This is a genomic window from Enterococcus sp. DIV0213h, from assembly GCF_051711285.1.
Classification (GTDB): Bacteria; Bacillota; Bacilli; order Lactobacillales; family Enterococcaceae; genus Enterococcus_D; species Enterococcus_D casseliflavus.
This window is the reverse complement of the sequence record NZ_JBIOMH010000001.1, coordinates 13,819-33,085: the sequence shown is the minus strand read 5'-3', so window position 1 is coordinate 33,085 and position 19,267 is coordinate 13,819. Positions and strand designations below refer to the sequence as shown.

The window sequence follows — 19,267 nt, the reverse complement described above, 5'->3', positions numbered from 1 at the left end:
TTTTTTTTATAAATCCCGCGTTTTTCGCTATACTGTCAGTAAGATTTAGAAGGGAGGATACAGGATGATTAAAGAATTTAAAGAATTTATTTTACGAGGAAACGTCATTGACTTGGCGATCGGGGTCGTGATCGGGAGTGCCTTCACCGCAATCGTCACTAGTTTAGTTGAAGGATTGCTGACACCATTGGTTTCATGGATCTTATCACTCTTTGGTAACGCCGATGCCTTTTCTGGTTTGGTCTTTGAACCTGCCAAAAATGTGGTCTTTGATTTCGGCCGCGTCATCACTGCCATTATTACGTTCTTGATTACCGCATTTGTCTTGTTCTTGATTGTCAAAGCAGTCAACAAACTACGCAATCTGAAACAACAACCTGAGGAAGAAGAAGTACCAGAAGTCACTGCAGAGGATTATTTAGAAGAGATTCGTGATCTTCTAAAAGCGCAAACGCCTCCTGCCAACACTGTTGATCCACGTCCAACATCATTGGATGATACGATCCGATAAAAAAACGGCTCTTAGTCAATAAGGTCGAAAGAAGCGATTCGGATTCATCCGATCCATCAATCATAGCGCTAAAAGAAGCAAGCACGCGAACCTCGCTAGAGAGTCGCTGTGCTTGCTTCTTTTTTCATCCCGACATGCAGGATCCCGTCTTCATAAAAAGGCGGTGTAATGGTTTTAAAGCCATATTGGCCGTAGAATTTTTCTAAGTGGGCTTGTGCTTCGATCTCAATAGGCAAAGCTGGATAACACTGCTCAATGCGATGCAAAACTTCTTTGATCAGACGATGGCCTTCTTTTTGCCCTCGGTATGCTGGTGCCACAATGACCCGACCAAAATGCACCGTTTGTTCCTGCTGGAAAATACGGGCGTACGAAACGATCTGCCCTTCCTCATCAAGGGCCCATAAATGTTTGGCTTGTGCATCGATCGCATCGATCTCTTGATACGCACACGCTTGTTCCACCACAAAAACCGCTGTACGCAAACGGGCAAGCTGATAAAACTCCACCCCAGTCATTTCCCCTAACTCTTTTAGAAAAAACGCCATCCCATCACTCCTTATCTTATTGAACCAAAAAAGAGTCAACAAAGTGTCAACTCTTCTTGTTTCAAACAGCTTCTGATAAAAATTCAATCTCAACAGTTCTGGTTAAAATATCTGAATAACTATAAGAAACCCGCTCGAATGAATTCTCATTTGGATCCAAATCTACAACAAAAACTGAAGGATAAGTTTCTGTCAAAACGCCGCGACGTTCAGTTTGACGCTTACGTCCAGTCTGAGCAACTAGCATAATCTCACTACCGATACGGCCTTCTAAATCTTTCTTGATCGTAGCTAAAGTTGTTGGCATCGCATTCACCTCGAGCATCATCATACCACGAAAAGCAGAAAATTTCAAGTTTACCATAAAATAATTCTACTTTCAATAAGATTTTTGTTAAACACCCTTGATAAGCGCTATCAACTTTGTCCGACCGCGACTGAAAGCGCTTTTTATTTTTTCATAAGGCAGCTTTTCTTGAGCGGCAATCTGATCAAGTTCTAATCCTTTTAAATAATTCATTATAACCATTCGTTCTAAAGACGATAAACTTTTCGGATACTCTGCCAACGATTCATTAACGAACAAGTAGGTCTCTGCAGTTTCCGCACAGCGATTATGATCGGTCAAAAACCGATTGCCTTCTTGTAAAAGCTTTTCTTCCAGCGAGCAGGCATCGACTTGGGCTTTGCGTTTTTGGGCATGCTGCGCCCGCAACAGGCTGCAGATACGGTTCTCAAAGGAACGCTTAAACAAGATACCGATCGTCGTTCCTTTGTCCTTATCGTAAGTCTTTAGACACTTATTAAAAACGATCCTGCCTTCTTGCAGCCAATCATCTAAGTCATAATCCCGCAGATAATATTTTTTATGCAAAATCTCAACGATCGGTCGATATTTTCTGAACAACTCTTCAAATCTATCTGAACGGTGCGATACTTGTCTTTCCTTTGTGCGCATCGAGATCACTCCTTTTGTTTTTGGTTCATTTGCTACAAAAGGAGCGTATCATAAATGGCTGGGACATCTTCTAATTTACCAGACCAACTTTGTCCCTAACTAAGGTCTTGCAATTTCTTTTCAAGTTCAGCTAATTGTTCAGGTGACCAAGGGGAGTTGCGTCGGAAATTTTCAAACCGCAAGTCGGTTTGATGCTCGTGGATGTCTTTTTCCGTTTTTTCCACGCTTTTGTACAATTCCCGTGCCGAAGTTCGCAAAGCACCTTGAGAGAAGATCACCCACTGTTCGGCTAAATCGCTGGTAGCGACGGTGACTTGGGTCAATCGATTGTTTAATTCACCAGCGATTCGTTCGATGTAGCTGTCGGCGGTCTCTCCTTCTTCGGTAAAAATAACTTCCAGCTGATATTTGGTGTAACTTTGGGTCACACCAGGCACCAGTTGAGCATCAAAAACAACGATGATTTTCAACCCTTCATATTTTGCATAATTCGACAGCCGATTCAGTAAGGCTTCTCGGGCATCTTCTAAACGGTCCTGATTTTTCAAAAGAACCAGCTCCGGCCAAGCGCCAATCATATTGTAGCCATCCACGATCAGCAAAGGGGTTTTCATTGGGACGCCCCATTTCGGCTAGTAAAGGCCTGATACATCAACAAGCCTGCCGCCACACTGGCATTTAAGCTCTGCACGTGCCCAGTCATTGGGATCGTCAGCATTTGATCCACTTCTTTTTTCAAACCTTCCCCCATGCCGCGACCTTCGTTGCCGATGATCAAACCGACCGCCCCTTGGGCATTCCATGTGCGGTAATCACTGCCACTCATATCCGTACCGAAGATCCAAAAACCAGCTTTTTTCAGCTGCTGGACTGCTTGGGTCAAGTTGGTCACACGGGCCACAGGGATATGTTCCACTGCGCCGGTCGACGTTTTCACCACGATCGGCGTGATCCCCACCGCACGGTGTTTTGGAATGATGATCCCGTCTACGCCGCTGGCATCAGCGGTTCGCATGATGGAGCCGAAATTATGGGGATCTTCTAGATTATCTAAAATCAGATACAGCGGCTGTTCTTTCGTTTGGGCCAACAATTCATCCAAGGTCAAATACTGATAAGGGGTGATCGCCAAGATCATGCCTTGATGGACCCCTTGGTCACTCATCGTATCCAGCTTTTGTTTTGGCACCCATTTGACCGGAACTGCCTGTTCCCGCGCCATTTCTTTCAAACGATCGATTTTTTCTCCCCGGGCTTCTTCGGAAAGAAACAGCTTGTTGCCTCGCCCTTCTTTCAAGGCTTCAGCAACCGCATGATAGCCGAAGACAAAATTATCTTCGATGGCTTCTCCAGCGGCTTCTTTGCGGCGATCCGGTCTATTTTCTTGTCTGGCTTCTGATCGGCCAGCTGTTTTTTTATTTGGACGCTTTCTTTGCGGTTTTTCTCGCATCTTCTTCTCCTACTTTCTTTATACACCAGTCTATTAGCTCGTCTAAGCGTTCTTGTTGCTGCGTGAGGTGCAAATACCCGATCAGCGATTCAAAGCCAGTAGCGATACGATACGTCGTGACATCGGCATTTTTGGCACCCGTATGGCTTTTACTATTACGGCCGCGGCGGTAAAAATCATGTTCTTCTTCGGTCAGGATCTCTTCATCCAACATCTTTTGGATCAATGCCGCTTGGGCTTTGGCCGACACATAGTGGGTCGCCATATGGTGCAGTTGGTTCGGGCGGGTTTGGCCTTGGGCGACTAAATAATCGCGAATATAGACTTCATAGACCGCATCCCCCACATAGGCCAATGCCAAACCATTCAATTGTTTATAATCTCTCATGCTTCTCGTCTCCATCGGGTTCCTTGCGGGGTATCTTCTAAGATGATCCCTTGTTCTTTCAACTCATCACGGATTTGGTCGCTGCGGGCAAAATCTTTGGCTTTGCGGGCGGCGATCCGTTCATTGATCAGCTGTTCGATTTCTTCATCCAGCAATTCTTCGGATACAAAATAAATCCCGAAAATCGTCAGCCATTCGCTGAATTTGGCTAATCCAGCCGCTAATAAAGCCAAATCTGTTTCTGGGTCTTCGCTAGCTAAGTTCAGCCACTTCGCCAATTCATAGACCACAGTGATCCCGTTAGCCGCATTGAAATCGTCGTCCATTTCTTTGACGAAACGTTCTTCAAATTCTTCCAGAACCGCTGCATTGACGTCCTCATCGCTGGCTTGATAATGACTGCTATTCAAGCGGAATTTGGCATTTTCATAGGTCGTCCGCAATTTTTGCAGGTTGGTTTGTGCTTCATGCAAGGTAGTCTCACTGTATTTGATTGGTCGGCGGTACTGGGTCGTTGCCAAAAAGAAACGCAGCACCTGCGGATCAACTTTTTTGACCATCTCATGCACCGTGACGAAGTTGCCCAGTGACTTACTCATTTTTTCTTCGTCTTCACCGATCGTCACATAGCCGTTATGCATCCAATAGTTGGCAAAGGTCTTGCCAGTTTTCGCCTCGCTTTGGGCGATCTCATTTTCATGATGCGGGAAGGTCAAGTCTTGTCCGCCTCCATGAATATCGATGGTCTCGCCTAGGTGTTTGGTCGCCATCACCGAGCATTCGATATGCCAGCCAGGACGACCGGCTCCCCAAGGAGATTCCCAAGCGATCTCATCGCCTTTTGCCGCTTTCCACAAAGCAAAATCCAACGGATCTTCCTTGATTTTTTGTTCTTCACCGGTCCGCTGGCTTGCGCCGACTTCCAGCTCATCGATGGATTGGTCGCTTAATTGCCCATAGTGAGCAAATTTACGGGTACGGTAATAAACATCGCCATTGACTGGATAGGCATAGCCTTTTTCTACAAGAGCAGCAATAAAGGCAATGATGTCTTCGATATGATCCATCACACGAGGGTTCATCGTAGCAGGTTTGACGTTCAGCGCTGCGGTATCTTCATTGAAGGCGTTGATAAAACGCTCTGCCACTTCTGGGGCCGTCGTGCCTAATTCTTTTGCCGCACGAATGATTTTATCATCGACATCGGTAAAATTCATCAAATAGTCCACTGTATAGCCGCGGTATTCAAAATAACGGCGCACGGTATCAAACGACACAGTACTGCGGCCATTCCCGATATGGATGTAGTTATAGACGGTGGGTCCGCAAACATACATTTTTACTTTCTTTTCTTCTAATGGCTGAAACACTTCTTTTTCCCGTGTCAGCGTATTATAGATTTTAATCATCGTGGGTAACCTTCTTTCCTTTGATTCGAACGATCTTTGCTGGGATTCCGACAGCAGTTGCTTCTGCGGGGATATCCTTCAAAACCACTGCATTGGCGCCGATCTTAGCACGCTCACCGATCGTGACAGGGCCTAAGATCTGCGCATGGGCTGAGAGAAACGCACCGGTTTTAACCGTGGGATGACGCTTGCCCCGCTCTTTACCGGTTCCCCCTAAGGTGACCCCGTGAAACAAGACGACATCATCTTCAATGATCGCCGTTTCCCCGATCACGACGCCCATCCCATGATCGATAAAGACCCCTTGGCCGATCTGCGCACCAGGATGAATCTCGATCCCAGTCAAGAAACGCCAAAACTGGGCCGTCAGTTTTGCCAAAAAATACCAGCGATGCTGAAACAAAAAATGCGACCAACGATGCCAAAACAAGGCATGAAATCCTGGGTATGTGATGATGATCTCCAACGTTGATCGTACCGATGGATCATGTTTTTTTGTTGCCGCAATTGCTTTTTTGAACCAAGTCATCTTCTCACCTACTTTATCCAAACTTCTTGATACGAAAAAAGCGTCTTTCAAATAAGTTTCCTTATTCAAAAGACGCTTTTTTGCGTGGTCCCACTTTTGTTCGCAGTTCGGCACTGCCTTCAAGCGGGTAACGTCCGCTGCTTCGTCTTTGACTTGCGCCAAAGCCACTCCTAGGTGCATTTCCTAGCCTTTTTTGACCACTCTCACCTTCCGTGGTCTCTCTGAAAAAAATCGGCTAGTACTTCGTCTATTCGCTGTGTTTATAACACGTTATTCAAATGATCAAGGGCTTTTTCTTTCCCTAATAATTCAACGGTATCTGGTAGTTCTGGTCCGTGGGTTTGGCCTGAGACCGCCACGCGGATCGGCATGAATAAATTCTTGCCTTTGATGCCTGTTTCTTTTTGGATCTCTTTGATGGCTGCTTTGACTGCCGCAGCCTCAACGACTGGCATCGCCTGTAATTTTTCTTTAAAGGCTGTTAAAACCGTCGGTACAGTTTCTCCTGCTAAGACTTCTTTGGCTGCATCATCTAATTCAGGGTGTTCTTCGAAGAACAATTCCGAAAGGTCGACGATTTGTGCCGCAAAACTCATTTGCGGTTGATACAAGGAAACGATTTTTTTCAACCAGGCAGCTTTTTCTTCGGTCAATGTTTCTTCGATGCGACCGGCTTTTACCAAGTAAGGGACGCACATTGCCGTCAATTCATCCAGATCCATTTGTTTCATGTATTGGTTATTGACCCATTCCAACTTCTTGGCATCGAAGGCAGCTGGTGATTTGCTCAACCGTTCAGGATCAAAGATTTTGATCAATTCTTCTTGAGAGAAGATTTCTTCTTCCCCTACTGGTGACCAGCCTAAAAGTGCAATGAAGTTGAACATAGCGTCTGGTAGATAACCCAACTCACGGTATTGCTCGATGAATTGGAGAATCGATTCGTCCCGTTTGCTTAATTTTTTCCCGGTTTCGCTATTGATGATCAACGTCATATGCCCGAATTCTGGTGCTTGCCAGCCAAATGCTTCATAGATCATCAACTGTTTTGGTGTGTTGGCGATGTGGTCATCTCCACGCAGCACATGGGTGATTTTCATATGATGGTCATCGACTGCTACTGCAAAGTTGTAAGTCGGCATACCGTCACGTTTTTGGATGACAAAATCGCCACCGACATTATCTGATTCAAAAACGATCTCGCCTTTGACCATGTCGTGGAATTTGTATTCAGTATTGCGAGAGACACGGAAACGAATCACTGGTTTCAAGCCTTGTGCTTCTTTTTCGGCTTGCTCTTCTGGTGTTAAGTTGGCACATTTCCCTGCATAATGGGGCATTTCGCCACGAGCTCTTTGGCCTTCGCGTTCGGCTTCCAGTTCTTCTTCCGTACAATAACACTTATACGCACGATTGCTTGCAAGCAATTGATCGATCAGTGGTTGGTAGATATCGCCGCGTTCTGATTGACGATACGGACCGTATTCTCCTGGATTTTCAGGTGATTCGTCCCAATCCATTCCTAACCATTGCAAGTTTTCAAGCTGGCTTTTTTCACCATCTTCAATGTTTCTTTTTTGATCGGTGTCTTCGATTCGGATAATAAATTCACCGTCATTGTGACGAGCAAACAAATAATTGAATAAAGCCGTCCGAGCATTCCCGATGTGTAAATGTCCTGTTGGACTTGGCGCGTAACGTACACGTACTTTTGTCATTGTTTTCCTCTTCCTTCATCTGATTTCCAAGCCAGCCAAGCTGCTTGGGGCTTATTGTTCAGTTTAGTGGGAAAGACCCGCGTAAAAAACAGAACCCTCAAGTTGAATTGTACAATCAATAACCCAATTAGTAAAGGCAGCTGGCATATTTTACGCCAGCTGCCTAGGATTATTTCTCTGATTTCGATCCTTCTTTGTTGTCGATGCCGCGACCAGAATGGGCTGGTTTGGCAAAAATCATCCGCCCAGCTGCCGTTTGCAAGGCGCTGGTGACGATCACTTCGATGTGTTCATTCATGTAATGCTGGCCATCTTCCACCACGACCATCGTCCCGTCATCTAGATAAGCGACCCCTTGCTGGCGCTCCGTGCCAGCTTTCACCACTAAGACGTGCATGCTTTCTCCTGGAATCACCACTGGTTTGACCGCATTGGCCAACGCATTGATATTCAAGACAGGCACATTTTGAAATTCAGAAACTTTGTTTAGATTGTAATCATTGGTCACGACGACACCATCCAGCATCTTCGCTAACTTGATCAGCTTGCTATCAACTTCGGAAATGTCTTCAAAATCGCCTTCATACATCTCAACTGCGATGCCTTCTTCTTTTTGCAAAGCATTCAAAATATCCAAGCCGCGGCGGCCCCGAACCCGTTTCAAACTATCGCCAGAATCTGCGATGTATTGCAATTCGTACAAGACAAAATTCGGGATCAGCAAGACGCCTTCTAAAAAGCCTGTTTTAGCAATGTCATAGATCCGACCATCAATGATCACGCTGGTATCCAAAATTTTGTATTTGTGGAAGTGGTCCGCGATCTTTCTTTCCAGCATCTGCTGTTCATCTTGCTCTTGGGGCTCTGCCTTTTTGTTTTTCGGGGCAAAGACTTTTTTCCATTCATCGATCCGTGTCGTCCCGATCTGAAAACCGAGATACCCTAACAGGACCATCACTAAGATTGGGGCGATCCCGTTGATAAAAGGAATATCCCAATTGTAAAAAGGAATCGACACGATCACACCGATCATCAGACCGATGATCGAACCAATTGCGCCAAACAAGAGATACGTTAAGCTCAATTCACTTAGTTTTTCTTCAATTTTGCGAATACCGGCTGCAATATATTTCGCTAATAGTAAAGATAATAAAAAGAAAATAAGGGCTCCAAGCAAACTATTAGTGATGTTATTATTCAGCCATTCATTTTGGGTTTGCCCAATGGCTTGCCATGCGATAGGCATCAGTGAGATCCCCAGACTTGCTCCGGCAAGTACCATTAGTGCGGTAATGACTCGTTTCTGCATACATGTTCCTCCATACTCCAGTAAGTTTCTTTTGTTCAAAAATCCGGCTCCTTCCGCCAGCCAGCGGCTGTCGGTCGGTTGATTCAAACGAATGAATCAGCAGCGTCAGGGCAAGAGGAGAGGCGATTGCCCCTTGCTCTTGCATTGACTCCACTTTAACGGAAGACTTTCCGCAAGGTTTCGGCTAAGGTAGACACGCCTTCGACTTCGATGCCTTTGGGCGGCTGCCAGCCAGTCAGATTATTTTTCGGCAAATAAACTTTCGTAAAACCTAGTTTTTGCACCTCTTTGACCCGTTGCTCGATCGCGTTGACTCGGCGAATCTCACCCGTCAAGCCAATTTCACCGATAAAACACTCCGTCGGGCTGGTGCCTTTTTCTTTGTAGCTAGACGCGATACTCACAGCGATCGCTAAATCGATCGCAGGTTCATTTAATTTGACCCCGCCGGCTGCTTTTAAGTAGGCATCTTGATTTTGCAGCAGCAAGCCTGCCCGTTTTTCTAAAACCGCCATGATCAGCGAGACGCGGTTGAAGTCTAGCCCCGTCGTCGTGCGTTTGGCATTGCCGAACATCGTTGGCGTGACCAGTGCTTGGATCTCCACCAAGATTGGCCGACTGCCTTCCATTGCCACTACGATCGCCGATCCAGTTGCGCCTTCTAAGCGTTCTTCCAAAAAGACTTGTGACGGATTGGCGACTTCTTTCAACCCGCCTTCTTCCATTTCAAAAATCCCGATCTCATTGGTGGACCCAAAGCGGTTTTTTACGGCCCGCAAAATTCGAAAACTGTGGTGCTTTTCGCCTTCGAAATACAAGACGGTATCCACCATATGCTCCAGCATCCGCGGTCCTGCGATCGAGCCTTCCTTCGTCACGTGGCCAACGATAAAGATGGCGATGCCATTGGTTTTGGCGATTTTCAACAATTCTGCGGTCGTTTCTCGCACTTGGCTGACACTGCCTGCCACGCTGGTGATATCCGGTTGGGTCATGGTTTGGATCGAATCGATGATCACATAATCTGGGCGGATGTTTTCGATCGCTTTACTGATCTCTGACATGTCCGTTTCCCCATAGAGATAAAATTCTGTGTCGATGGCGCCTAAGCGCTGCGCCCGCATTTTGATTTGTTCGGCACTTTCTTCTCCTGACACATACAAGACCGTCCCGCCGATCGCTGCTAATTGCTGGGAAACTTGCAAGAGCAGCGTCGATTTTCCGATCCCTGGATCCCCACCGATCAAAATCAAGGAGCCTGGGACCACGCCGCCGCCTAAGACGCGATTCAACTCAGCGAGTTTCGTTTGGACTCGCGGTTCTTTTTTCGGTACGACATCGGCGATTTTCGTCGGCTGCATCTTTTGCCCCGTCAATGTCGTACGCACTCGACGATCGGCGGTTTCTTGGATCACTTCTTCCACCATTGAATTCCAGCTGCCGCAATTGGGGCATTTCCCTAAATATTTAGGGGAACTATACCCACAATTTTGACAGACAAATTGACTTTTTGCTTTTTTTGCCATTGATCTCCTCCACTACTTCTATCAAACAGACCCCCAGGCAGGATTTACTGATTCGAGGAGCCAAAGCCGCCGGTTCGGCTGGCAGTGGTTGTATCTTGATCAGCTTTTAAGAACGGCAAGAAAATTCCTTGGCCGATCCGTTCGCCTTTTTTAATGACGACATCTGTGGGGCCGAAATTGGTAAACTGAAACATGATATGCCCTTCATTATCTGGATTGTCATAGTAATCGCTGTCGATGACGCCGACACCATTCGTCAAGACTAAGAAACGTTTCAAAGGATTGCTGGAACGATTTGTCAGCTGCAAATACTCGTCTTCCCCCATATAGGCTTTGATCCCCGTGGGAATCAAGGTTGGCTTCAACTGTTTTGCGGTCTCTTTCGCAAAAAGCGCTTTGACCCCGTCGATCACGCCCGCTTTCCAAATGCTTGGCACCACGATTTCTTCCGCTGCTTCAAAGTCGTAACCAGCCGCATGATGGGTGGCACGTTGAGGCAAGGTGATGCTTTTTTCTTTATATGCTGTAATAATTTCAAATCCTCGTAATTTCATGGGTTCCTCCAATAATAAAACATATAGCTATTTTAGCATAGGAAGAACTATTTTCTTCATGGAAAACACAATTATCGAAAAGTCTTTACAATTTCTTCGTTTAAAAATAGACCAAAAAGAAAAAAGGACATGACGAAACGCCCGTTTGCGAGTACAATAGAAAAAATATCAAAAAATAGGCGGTGGCATATGCGCGCAGATCTTTCAAACAAAAACCGAATCGTTGTAAAAATCGGCACCAGCTCGTTGATTTATCCCAATGGTGCCATCAATCTAGCTGGCATCGATGAATTAGCCTTTGTCTTAGCAGCTTTGCAAAACCAAGGCAAAGAAATCATCTTAGTTTCTTCTGGTGCGATCGGTGTTGGCATGAACAAGTTGAATTTGAAAGAACGACCCGTGGAGATCCCGCAGCAGCAAGCCGTGGCCGCCGTTGGCCAATCGGAACTGATGACGATCTACAACCAGCGTTTTCAAAGCTATAGCCAGCAGACTGCACAGATCCTGCTGACCAGAGACATCATCGAATTTCCCCAAAGCCGTCAAAACGTTAGCAACACCTTAGAGCAATTACTTACGATGGGGATCATCCCGATCATTAATGAAAACGACACGGTAGCAGTGGATGAATTGGATCATCTCACCAAATTCGGCGACAATGACCAGCTGTCAGCGATCGTCGCTCAGTTGACGAAAGCCGAGCTTTTGATCATGCTTTCTGATATCGACGGCTTTTATTCCGCCAATCCGCTGAATGATCCTGAGGCCGTTTTGTATTCCGAGATCAATGAAATCACCCCAGAACTTTTAGAACAAGCTACGGGAAAAGGCAGTCCTTATGGAACCGGCGGTATGACCAGTAAACTAAAAGCCGCCCAACGTATCTTAGACTTGAACAGTCACATGCTGCTGGCTAACGGCAAGCAGCCGAAAATTATTTTTGACTTGCTCGCAGGGGAACCTGTCGGCACCCACTTTTATCAACGAACGGAGGATGAGCAATGAGCAACTTGCAAACGATCGGTCAACAAGCTCAAGCAAGCGCCCAGACATTAAGCTTACTGAGTGCCAGTGAAAAAAACCACCTACTGGCAGCGATGGCCGATGCTTTAGAAAAAGCTGCCGAGACGATTTTAGCTGCTAATCAACAAGATCTAGCCGCCGCAAAAGCCAAAGGAACCAGCCAGACGATGCTGGATCGACTGTTGCTGACAGAACAACGGATCACCGAGATGGCTAACGGCATCCGAGAAGTCGCCCAATTGCCCGACCCAATCGGTGCCGTGGATAAAATGTGGCGCAATGCTGACGATCTTTTGATTGGTCAACAACGAGTGCCTTTAGGGGTCATCGGCATCATCTACGAAGCCCGCCCTAATGTCACCACTGACGCAGCTAGTCTGTGTTTCAAATCAGGAAATGCCGTGATTTTGCGTGGTGGAAAGGAAGCCTTCCACTCCAATCAAGTCCTCGTGACTATTTTACAAGAGGCTTTAGCTGCCAATGGACACTCCCGCCATGCGATCCAGTTTATCGAAGACACGAGCCACGAAACAGCGGCTGAGCTGATGCGGCTGACAGATTACTTGGATGTTTTGATCCCTCGGGGAGGCGCCGGCTTGATTCGTCGTGTCAAAGAGACCGCCACGGTGCCAGTGATCGAAACCGGCACCGGCAACAATCATATCTACATCGACCAAGCAGCCCAGCTGCCGATGGCACTGGCGATCGTCACGAATGCAAAGACTCAACGCCCTTCTGTCTGCAATGCCATCGAAACGATCCTCGTCCATGAAGCAGTGGCAGCGGAGTTTTTGCCCATGGTAGAAAAGCAGTTTGCCGAGCAAGTCGAATTGCGAGGGGATCAAAAAGCATTGGCGTTTTTGAACAATGCACAGCTTGCCACTGAAGAGGATTGGGCAACCGAGTTTTTAGACTATATCTTAGCGATCAAAGTGGTGACTTCGCTAGAAGAAGCCATTGCTCACATCAATCGCTACAATACGAAGCACTCCGAAGCGATCATCACCGATGATTATTTCGCTTCCCAACGCTTCTTGAAAGAAGTTGATGCGGCGGCGGTTTACGTCAATGCCTCGACCCGTTTCACCGATGGCTTTATGTTTGGCTTTGGTGCCGAGATCGGCATCTCGACGCAAAAACTCCATGCCCGTGGGCCAATGGGGTTAGAAGCACTGACTTCTACCAAATACATTATTTATGGCGAAGGCCAGATCCGTAAGTAACGATACGAAAAAACAGCCACTTGCTGTCATGACTTCCAATAGTTAGACTAAAAAGCTAACTTTAAAAGGTCGGTACATGCGCAAGCGGCTTTTTTTCGTCCTCTTATGCTTGTGCAGCCCGCAGAACGAAGGAAATCGGTTCGATGCCAAACAATTCTGTCAGCACTCGATTGGTTGTGGCAAAGACGTCAGCTTCGCAACTCTTTTTCGGACAAGAAATCGTCTGTCCTTTGCTGGAAAACGTATCCTGACGGCTGCCCTCTACGAAAATTACTTCTTGCGTTCCTTTTTGATAGATCAATCCTTCGTCTTCTTCTAATAATAAGCGCGTCTGCCACTGATTGATCTGGGCAATTGGCATCACCAATGCAGCAGCATCCAAGTTTTCTAACGAAAAACTACGACCATCCGGCAGCTGCAGCGTGAAGGTATTGAGTTCATAAGGCAAACAGGCATTGCACCCTCCTTCTGTGATGACTTGGCTCGTGAGAATTTCTGCATTCATTCTTTTTGACTCCTTTCATGATTCATTCATGTTTAGTTTATCACAAACCTATGGCGCACGGCGGAGCAATTATTCCGTCTTAAGTTGGATGTGTTTCTTTTTCTTTCTTGCTATGCTAGGGATAAGAAAAAAAGTCTAGGAGGAGTCACAATGAATACAGAAAGTTTATTAGGAAGAATCGTTACTGTCGTGGCAGTTTTAATCGCAGCATCCCTTGTTTTATCCGTTGTATTAGGCATTATTGGTGGGCTGATCGGATTGGTCTTCCGTTTCGGGATTCCTTTGCTGCTAGCCGTTTTGATCGTTCGCTGGTTAACATCGATTCGCCAAAAGCCAAGAAAATATTATCGTTAATTACAAGTAAATCAAAAACACCTGACGTTTGGAAAGTCAGGTGTTTTTTTATCGATCAGCCTAATGCTACATCTAAAACCATCATTAAGATAAAGCCTAGCATGACGCCAAAGACCGCAAAATGGCGGCGACTCGTCAAGGTTTGCTGCGCTTCTGGAATCAATTCTTCCACCACTACATAGATCATAGCACCCGCTGCAAAAGCCAACGCATACGGCAACACAGCGGACATACTCGTTACTAGCAAAGCTCCGATCACACCGGCGATCGGTTCTACGATCCCTGACGCTTGCCCGTACATAAAGGCTTTGGTTCGGCTTAACCCTTCTTGGCGCAAGGGGATCGAAACGGCTGCGCCTTCTGGAAAATTTTGGATCCCGATCCCGATCGCTACCGAAAGCGCCGCTAAGATCGCTGCTCGCGGATCATCGGCACTTGCCGCCGCCCCAAACGCTACCCCTACCGCCAAACCTTCTGGGATATTATGCAGCGTGATGGAAAAGACCAGCAAGATCGTTCGCTTCAAATGACTGGGCAAACCTTCTGTTTCATGATTCGGCCCAAAATGCATATGCGGGAGCGTCTTATCTGCTGCATATAGAAACAAACCACCCAAACCAAACCCGATGCTGACCACAAGCCACGGAATGTCGCCATTTTCTTCGGCTCGTGCGATCGCAGGATCTAATAACGACCAAAAACTAGCAGCGATCATCACGCCAGAGGCAAACCCCAACATCGTATTCAGGACATTTTTATTGATTTCTTTGAAGAAAAAGACTAGCGCTGCCCCAAGCGCCGTCATACCATACGTAAAGATCGTCCCCGCCAACGCTTGCTGCCATGGCGACAATCCAACCAACCAATCCACCATTCGTCTGCTCCTTTGTCTAACTATTCTACCAATACTCTAGCATAGGAAGCCGTCAGGTTCTACTAGGAAGGCAGCAGCAGCCAAAATTTTTCTTTCACCAGCCCTAAGCCTTTCCTGATGAAATCCTCGGCTTTACTTGAAAGTTTCAACATTCATCGCTATAATGCTAGGAGACTCCATGTCAATTTATATAAAGTGAGGAAAAGAATTGATTACAGTAAGTGATGTAAGTTTGCATTTTTCAGACCGCAAACTGTTTGATGATGTTAATATTAAGTTTACGCCTGGTAATTGTTATGGTTTGATTGGTGCAAATGGTGCTGGTAAATCAACTTTTTTAAAAATTTTATCTGGTGAGATCCAACCTTCAACCGGGAATGTGTCTTTAGGTCCTGATGAACGGATGGCTGTCTTGAAGCAGAACCACTATGATTACGAAGAGTTTCCAGTGATCGAAACGGTCATCATGGGCCATAAACGTCTCTACGAAGTGATGAAAGAAAAAGACGCGATCTACATGAAGGAAGACTTTTCTGATGAAGATGGGATTCGTGCCGCCGAACTAGAAGGCGAATTTGCGGAACTTGATGGCTGGGAAGCAGAGCCCGAAGCCGCTGTTCTTTTGCAAGGCTTGAACATTCCCGATGAATTGCATCATGTCTTGATGAAAGATCTAACTGCTGGTCAACGGGTGAAAGTCTTACTGGCACAAGCCCTTTTCGGTAAGCCAGACGTCTTGCTCCTAGATGAGCCTACCAACGGATTGGATATCCAATCTATCAACTGGTTAGAAGAGTTTCTGATCAACTTTGACAACACCGTCATCGTTGTTTCCCATGACCGCCACTTCTTAAATAAAGTTTGTACCCATATGGCCGATCTAGACTTCGGCAAAATCAAATTGTTTGTCGGCAACTATGATTTCTGGTTGGAATCAAGCCAATTAGCTGCGAAATTACAATCCCAATCAAATGCCAAAAAAGAAGAGCAGATCAAAGAACTGCAAGACTTTATCGCACGCTTTAGTGCCAATGCATCAAAATCCAAACAAGCAACATCTCGGAAAAAAATGTTGGATAAAATCACTCTTGATGATATTCAACCTTCGTCTCGCCGCTACCCGTTTGTCGGTTTTAAACCAGAACGTGAAATCGGGAATGACTTGCTGCAAGTCGACAATGTCAGTGTGACGATCGACGGCAAAAAGATTTTAGACAATATCTCTTTCACCTTGAACAAAGACGACAAAGTCGCTTTTGTTGCCAATAGCGATATCACCACCACAACGCTATTCAAAGTCATCATGGGGGAAATCACTCCTGATACAGGTAGTGTTCGTTGGGGCGTGACCACGCAGCATGCCTACTTGCCAAAAGATACGACCAGCGAATTTGATACGGATACCCCGATCGTTGATTGGTTGCGTCAATACGCAAGCAAAGAAGAAGACGACAATACCTTCTTACGCAGCTTCCTAGGTCGCATGTTATTCTCTGGTGACGAAGTATTAAAACCCGTCAATGTTCTTTCCGGGGGCGAAAAAGTTCGCTGCATGTTGTCGAAAATGATGCTTTCAAAAGCCAACGTATTGGTATTGGATGATCCAACCAATCACTTGGACTTAGAATCGATCACCGCATTAAACGATGGCTTGATGGCCTTCACCGGCTCATTGTTGTTTGCTTCTCATGACCACCAATTTATTCAAACCCTTGCGAACCGTATCATTGCGGTCTCTAGCAAAGGCGTGGTGGATCGTGCCGAAACGACCTACGATGAATTCTTAGAAAACAAAGATGTCCAAAAACGCGTAGCAGAAATGAATCAATAAGCTGCTTTTGAAAAAAAGAACGCTCCAGTTGCCCGCCACCAAGGCTGCAACTGGAGCGTTTCTTTTATTTTTCCTAGGTGCTTCGGGTATTTTTGGCAGGTTACGCTTGTTCTAAACGGGCTTTGCCGAATGAAAACAGCGCCAAGCAGCCGTAGCCGGTATGACTGGAGATCGTTGGACCTAATGGATAATGATGAATAATAATGTCAGGAATTTTTTCGGTCAAACGTTTGATGACTTTCTCCGCCGCTTCGGCATCGCCAGCATTGGCAAAATAAACCGTATTGGTTTTTGATTCGTGAAGATTGGCGATGGTTTGATCTACGATTTTTTGGATCGCTTTGTTGCGTCCCCGCACTCGATCAACGCTGCGTAATTTTCCCGCAGTATCGACGGTAATGATTGGTTTCACGTTCAGCAATCCGCCGATCGCTGCCGCCGTTTTAGAGATTCTGCCGCCGCGTTCCAATTGTTTTAAATCGTCGACGGTGACCCATGAATCTAAACGCAGTTTGTTTTCTTCTACCCATTGGCTGACTTCTAGCAACGAACGTCCTTGGGCTTTTTGTTGGGCTGCTTCAGCCACTAAGAAGCCTTCGCCTAAACTCGCAGAGCGCGTATCGATCAAGGTGATCGCAACTTCTTTGTATTCTTCTTTTAGTAAGGCTACGGCTTGGACGGCACTTTGGAATGAGCCGCTCATTCCTGAAGAAAAACCTAAATAAAGGATCGGTGTGCCCGCTTCGACATACGGCCGAAAATACTCCATATAACGTCCGACATTGATTTGAGAAGTTGTCGGCTGCGCATGTTCTTTTAGTTTTCCTAAAAACCATTCCGTATCAAATTCTTTGCCCATATCATCGATATATTCTTTGCCGTCTAATTCGATCAGCATCGGAATATACGCAACATCTAGCTCCGCTAATCTTGCTGCTGGTAAATCACAGCAGGAATCTGTCATGATTTGAAACATGGTTTCACCCCTCTCGTTACCCCCTATTATAGCAAAAAAAGAACAAGACAGAAGAAATTCTCATCAAAAGCAGCCAAACTTATCGTTGACTGCTTTTGACACAGGAGTTCTTCGTCTTGTTCTGAAGCTTTTGCGTCAGATTAGATTTGCGCCCAAACACTTTCTAAAATGTTGGTTTGGCTGCGGTCTGGTCCTACCGAGAAGGTCGAAATGCGGACACCAACTAATTCAGAGATGCGGTGAACGTAATTGCGTGCATTTTCTGGCAGATCTGCTAATGTTTTGCAGCCAGTAATGTCTTCAGACCAGCCAGGAAGTTCTTCGTAGACTGGTTTGCAGCGGTTCAACTCTTTCAAGCTTGCTGGGTAATGATAGATCAATTCACCATCTAGTTCATAAGCGGTACAGATCTTCACGGTTTCTAAGCCGCTCAAGACATCGATCGAGTTAAGGGATAGGTTCGTGATCCCTGAAACACGTTTTGAATGGCGCATCACGACGGTATCAAACCAGCCCACACGGCGAGGACGTCCTGTCGTTGTTCCGTATTCACGACCGATCTTACGAATTTGTTCACCTGTTTCATCAAACAGTTCCGTTGGGAAAGGACCATCTCCTACCCGAGAGGTGTAAGCTTTGCAGACACCAACGACTTTGTTGATTTTTGAAGGACCCACACCACTACCAATAGTGACTCCCCCAGCAACGGGGTTGGATGATGTCACGAAAGGATAGGTTCCTTGGTCGATATCCAGCATCACGCCTTGTGCCCCTTCAAATAAAACCCGTTTGCCTTCATCTAAGGCATCGTTAAGGATCACCGAAGTATCCGTCACATATTTTTTGATTTGTTGGCCATATTCGTAATACTCTTCAAAAATGTCTTCAAAGGCGATTGGCTCTGCGTCAAACATTTTCACGAATTGACGATTTTTTTCTTCTAAGTTGATACGCAGACGTTCTTCAAAAATTTCTTTGTCTAAAAGATCAGCGATCCGAATGCCGACTCTGGCAGCTTTATCCATATAGGCTGGTCCAATCCCTTTGATCGTCGTACCGATCTTGTTGTCACCTTTGGCATCTTCTTGCAGCTGATCCAAATGGATATGGTAAGGTAAAATAACATGAGCACGATCAGAGATCTTTAAGTTTTCTGTTATTATATTGTTTTCTTTCAAGTATGCTAATTCTTTAACTAATGATTTCGGGTTCACAACGACCCCGTTTCCAATGACACTGATTTTATCTGCATAAAAGATCCCAGAAGGAATCAAATGCAGTTTATAGGTCACACCGTCAAATTTAATCGTATGGCCGGCATTGTCTCCACCTTGATAACGTGCAATGACTTCCGCGTTTTCACTCAAAAAGTCCGTAATCTTTCCTTTACCTTCATCGCCCCATTGTGTACCTACTACTACTACAGATGACATATAATGACCTCTTTCTTTAATTAGTGCATTCCTTAAGTATTGTAACAAGATTCGCAAGCTCTTTCAATCTAAAATCGAATAATCGTTTTAAATTCTCATTTTTCAGGGGTAAAAAACGAACTATTTTCTTCTCAATAATTATTTATAC

At 45.7% G+C, this 19,267-nt stretch carries 21 protein-coding genes and 1 other annotated feature; of the genes, 5 read left to right on the top strand and 16 right to left on the bottom strand.

Translation table 11 applies throughout. The features are described 5' to 3' along the window. Nucleotides 1-64 precede the first annotated feature (64 nt). The gene (gene mscL, locus IGI77_RS00165) at nt 65-511 is read left to right on the top strand and encodes a large conductance mechanosensitive channel protein MscL (protein ID WP_005226421.1); all 447 of its coding nucleotides are present in this window, start codon (nt 65-67) and stop codon (nt 509-511) included. 95 nt (nt 512-606) lie between these two features. On the opposite strand, the gene IGI77_RS00160 is transcribed toward mscL, so the two are convergent. The 12 genes from IGI77_RS00160 to IGI77_RS00105 all read right to left on the bottom strand — a co-directional run bounded on the left by IGI77_RS00160 (nt 607) and on the right by IGI77_RS00105 (nt 10,900). Beyond that, complete coding sequence (locus tag IGI77_RS00160) at nt 607-1,059, bottom strand: GNAT family N-acetyltransferase (RefSeq protein ID WP_010748489.1); 453 nt, start codon at nt 1,057-1,059, stop codon at nt 607-609. Between the two features lie 61 nt (nt 1,060-1,120). Continuing rightward, nucleotides 1,121-1,366 carry a Veg family protein gene (locus IGI77_RS00155; RefSeq protein WP_005226417.1) on the bottom strand — a complete coding sequence of 82 codons (246 nt, stop codon included), beginning with the start codon at nt 1,364-1,366 and terminating at the stop codon, nt 1,121-1,123. A gap of 87 nt (nt 1,367-1,453) precedes the next feature. Then, on the bottom strand, nt 1,454-2,017 hold the full coding sequence (locus IGI77_RS00150; protein WP_015508689.1) for a sigma-70 family RNA polymerase sigma factor: 564 nt from the start codon (nt 2,015-2,017) through the stop codon (nt 1,454-1,456). Nucleotides 2,018-2,112: 95 nt separating this feature from the next. Further along, a complete protein-coding gene (locus IGI77_RS00145) occupies nt 2,113-2,631 on the bottom strand; it encodes an NYN domain-containing protein (protein ID WP_010748486.1) in 519 nt (172 codons plus the stop codon). Then, on the bottom strand, nt 2,628-3,467 hold the full coding sequence (rlmB, locus tag IGI77_RS00140) for a 23S rRNA (guanosine(2251)-2'-O)-methyltransferase RlmB (RefSeq protein WP_010748485.1): 840 nt from the start codon (nt 3,465-3,467) through the stop codon (nt 2,628-2,630). The genes IGI77_RS00145 and rlmB overlap by 4 nt, the downstream gene beginning before the upstream one ends. After that, nucleotides 3,433-3,855, bottom strand: coding sequence for a Mini-ribonuclease 3 (locus IGI77_RS00135; protein WP_005226405.1), 423 nt, complete (start codon nt 3,853-3,855; stop codon nt 3,433-3,435). Before IGI77_RS00135 ends, rlmB begins: the two co-directional genes overlap by 35 nt. Then, the gene (gene cysS / locus IGI77_RS00130; RefSeq protein ID WP_284591551.1) at nt 3,852-5,264 is read right to left on the bottom strand and encodes a cysteine--tRNA ligase; all 1,413 of its coding nucleotides are present in this window, start codon (nt 5,262-5,264) and stop codon (nt 3,852-3,854) included. Before cysS ends, IGI77_RS00135 begins: the two co-directional genes overlap by 4 nt. Then, nucleotides 5,257-5,793 (bottom strand): serine O-acetyltransferase EpsC, encoded by a 537-nt coding sequence (gene epsC, locus IGI77_RS00125; RefSeq protein ID WP_026008130.1) that lies wholly within the window; start codon nt 5,791-5,793, stop codon nt 5,257-5,259. Before epsC ends, cysS begins: the two co-directional genes overlap by 8 nt. 65 nt (nt 5,794-5,858) lie before the next feature. Then, nucleotides 5,859-6,057: a binding site (T-box leader), on the bottom strand. Further along, nucleotides 6,054-7,511 (bottom strand): glutamate--tRNA ligase, encoded by a 1,458-nt coding sequence (gltX, locus tag IGI77_RS00120; RefSeq protein WP_016608945.1) that lies wholly within the window; start codon nt 7,509-7,511, stop codon nt 6,054-6,056. Its footprint overlaps the feature before it by 4 nt. A gap of 169 nt (nt 7,512-7,680) precedes the next feature. Further along, nucleotides 7,681-8,820: a PIN/TRAM domain-containing protein gene (locus IGI77_RS00115; RefSeq protein WP_005226396.1), complete on the bottom strand. Its 1,140-nt coding sequence runs from the start codon at nt 8,818-8,820 to the stop codon at nt 7,681-7,683. Nucleotides 8,821-8,975: 155 nt separating this feature from the next. Further along, nucleotides 8,976-10,346, bottom strand: coding sequence for a DNA repair protein RadA (radA, locus tag IGI77_RS00110; protein ID WP_005226394.1), 1,371 nt, complete (start codon nt 10,344-10,346; stop codon nt 8,976-8,978). 44 nt (nt 10,347-10,390) lie between these two features. Further along, entirely contained in the window at nt 10,391-10,900 is a 510-nt protein-coding gene (locus tag IGI77_RS00105; RefSeq protein ID WP_010748479.1) for a hypothetical protein, read from the bottom strand. Nucleotides 10,901-11,089: 189 nt separating this feature from the next. Between IGI77_RS00105 and proB the strand changes: the two genes are divergently transcribed. Next, nucleotides 11,090-11,905, top strand: a complete 816-nt coding sequence (proB, locus tag IGI77_RS00100) for a glutamate 5-kinase (protein WP_005226390.1) — start codon at nt 11,090-11,092, stop codon at nt 11,903-11,905. Next, nucleotides 11,902-13,146 carry a glutamate-5-semialdehyde dehydrogenase gene (locus IGI77_RS00095; RefSeq protein WP_438769182.1) on the top strand — a complete coding sequence of 415 codons (1,245 nt, stop codon included), beginning with the start codon at nt 11,902-11,904 and terminating at the stop codon, nt 13,144-13,146. Before proB ends, IGI77_RS00095 begins: the two co-directional genes overlap by 4 nt. A gap of 103 nt (nt 13,147-13,249) precedes the next feature. On the opposite strand, the gene IGI77_RS00090 is transcribed toward IGI77_RS00095, so the two are convergent. Beyond that, entirely contained in the window at nt 13,250-13,651 is a 402-nt protein-coding gene (locus tag IGI77_RS00090; RefSeq protein WP_010748477.1) for a DUF4809 family protein, read from the bottom strand. Between the two features lie 150 nt (nt 13,652-13,801). On the opposite strand from IGI77_RS00090, the gene IGI77_RS00085 reads away from it, so the two are divergent. Continuing rightward, nucleotides 13,802-14,005 (top strand): hypothetical protein, encoded by a 204-nt coding sequence (locus IGI77_RS00085; RefSeq protein WP_010748476.1) that lies wholly within the window; start codon nt 13,802-13,804, stop codon nt 14,003-14,005. 55 nt (nt 14,006-14,060) lie between these two features. On the opposite strand, the gene IGI77_RS00080 is transcribed toward IGI77_RS00085, so the two are convergent. Further along, nucleotides 14,061-14,879, bottom strand: a complete 819-nt coding sequence (locus IGI77_RS00080) for a ZIP family metal transporter (RefSeq protein ID WP_005232914.1) — start codon at nt 14,877-14,879, stop codon at nt 14,061-14,063. Nucleotides 14,880-15,087: 208 nt separating this feature from the next. Between IGI77_RS00080 and IGI77_RS00075 the strand changes: the two genes are divergently transcribed. After that, complete coding sequence (locus IGI77_RS00075; RefSeq protein WP_005226380.1) at nt 15,088-16,710, top strand: ABC-F family ATP-binding cassette domain-containing protein; 1,623 nt, start codon at nt 15,088-15,090, stop codon at nt 16,708-16,710. A 100-nt stretch (nt 16,711-16,810) separates the two neighbouring features. On the opposite strand, the gene IGI77_RS00070 is transcribed toward IGI77_RS00075, so the two are convergent. Together IGI77_RS00070 and IGI77_RS00065 are read right to left on the bottom strand one after the other, a co-directional pair. Next, entirely contained in the window at nt 16,811-17,686 is an 876-nt protein-coding gene (locus tag IGI77_RS00070; protein ID WP_194185237.1) for a DegV family protein, read from the bottom strand. 140 nt (nt 17,687-17,826) lie between these two features. Further along, entirely contained in the window at nt 17,827-19,119 is a 1,293-nt protein-coding gene (locus tag IGI77_RS00065; RefSeq protein WP_005232916.1) for an adenylosuccinate synthase, read from the bottom strand. Between the last annotated feature and the right edge of the window lie 148 nt (nt 19,120-19,267).

Coding starts and splice junctions, on each gene's coding strand:
- mscL (WP_005226421.1), top strand. CDS start 65: ATGATTAAAGAATTTAAAGAATTTATTTTACGAGGAAACGTCATTGAC.
- IGI77_RS00160 (WP_010748489.1), bottom strand. CDS start 1,059: ATGGCGTTTTTTCTAAAAGAGTTAGGGGAAATGACTGGGGTGGAGTTT.
- IGI77_RS00155 (WP_005226417.1), bottom strand. CDS start 1,366: ATGCCAACAACTTTAGCTACGATCAAGAAAGATTTAGAAGGCCGTATC.
- IGI77_RS00150 (WP_015508689.1), bottom strand. CDS start 2,017: ATGCGCACAAAGGAAAGACAAGTATCGCACCGTTCAGATAGATTTGAA.
- IGI77_RS00145 (WP_010748486.1), bottom strand. CDS start 2,631: ATGAAAACCCCTTTGCTGATCGTGGATGGCTACAATATGATTGGCGCT.
- rlmB (WP_010748485.1), bottom strand. CDS start 3,467: ATGCGAGAAAAACCGCAAAGAAAGCGTCCAAATAAAAAAACAGCTGGC.
- IGI77_RS00135 (WP_005226405.1), bottom strand. CDS start 3,855: ATGAGAGATTATAAACAATTGAATGGTTTGGCATTGGCCTATGTGGGG.
- cysS (WP_284591551.1), bottom strand. CDS start 5,264: ATGATTAAAATCTATAATACGCTGACACGGGAAAAAGAAGTGTTTCAG.
- epsC (WP_026008130.1), bottom strand. CDS start 5,793: ATGACTTGGTTCAAAAAAGCAATTGCGGCAACAAAAAAACATGATCCA.
- gltX (WP_016608945.1), bottom strand. CDS start 7,511: ATGACAAAAGTACGTGTACGTTACGCGCCAAGTCCAACAGGACATTTA.
- IGI77_RS00115 (WP_005226396.1), bottom strand. CDS start 8,820: ATGCAGAAACGAGTCATTACCGCACTAATGGTACTTGCCGGAGCAAGT.
- radA (WP_005226394.1), bottom strand. CDS start 10,346: ATGGCAAAAAAAGCAAAAAGTCAATTTGTCTGTCAAAATTGTGGGTAT.
- IGI77_RS00105 (WP_010748479.1), bottom strand. CDS start 10,900: ATGAAATTACGAGGATTTGAAATTATTACAGCATATAAAGAAAAAAGC.
- proB (WP_005226390.1), top strand. CDS start 11,090: ATGCGCGCAGATCTTTCAAACAAAAACCGAATCGTTGTAAAAATCGGC.
- IGI77_RS00095 (WP_438769182.1), top strand. CDS start 11,902: ATGAGCAACTTGCAAACGATCGGTCAACAAGCTCAAGCAAGCGCCCAG.
- IGI77_RS00090 (WP_010748477.1), bottom strand. CDS start 13,651: ATGAATGCAGAAATTCTCACGAGCCAAGTCATCACAGAAGGAGGGTGC.
- IGI77_RS00085 (WP_010748476.1), top strand. CDS start 13,802: ATGAATACAGAAAGTTTATTAGGAAGAATCGTTACTGTCGTGGCAGTT.
- IGI77_RS00080 (WP_005232914.1), bottom strand. CDS start 14,879: ATGGTGGATTGGTTGGTTGGATTGTCGCCATGGCAGCAAGCGTTGGCG.
- IGI77_RS00070 (WP_194185237.1), bottom strand. CDS start 17,686: ATGTTTCAAATCATGACAGATTCCTGCTGTGATTTACCAGCAGCAAGA.
- IGI77_RS00065 (WP_005232916.1), bottom strand. CDS start 19,119: ATGTCATCTGTAGTAGTAGTAGGTACACAATGGGGCGATGAAGGTAAA.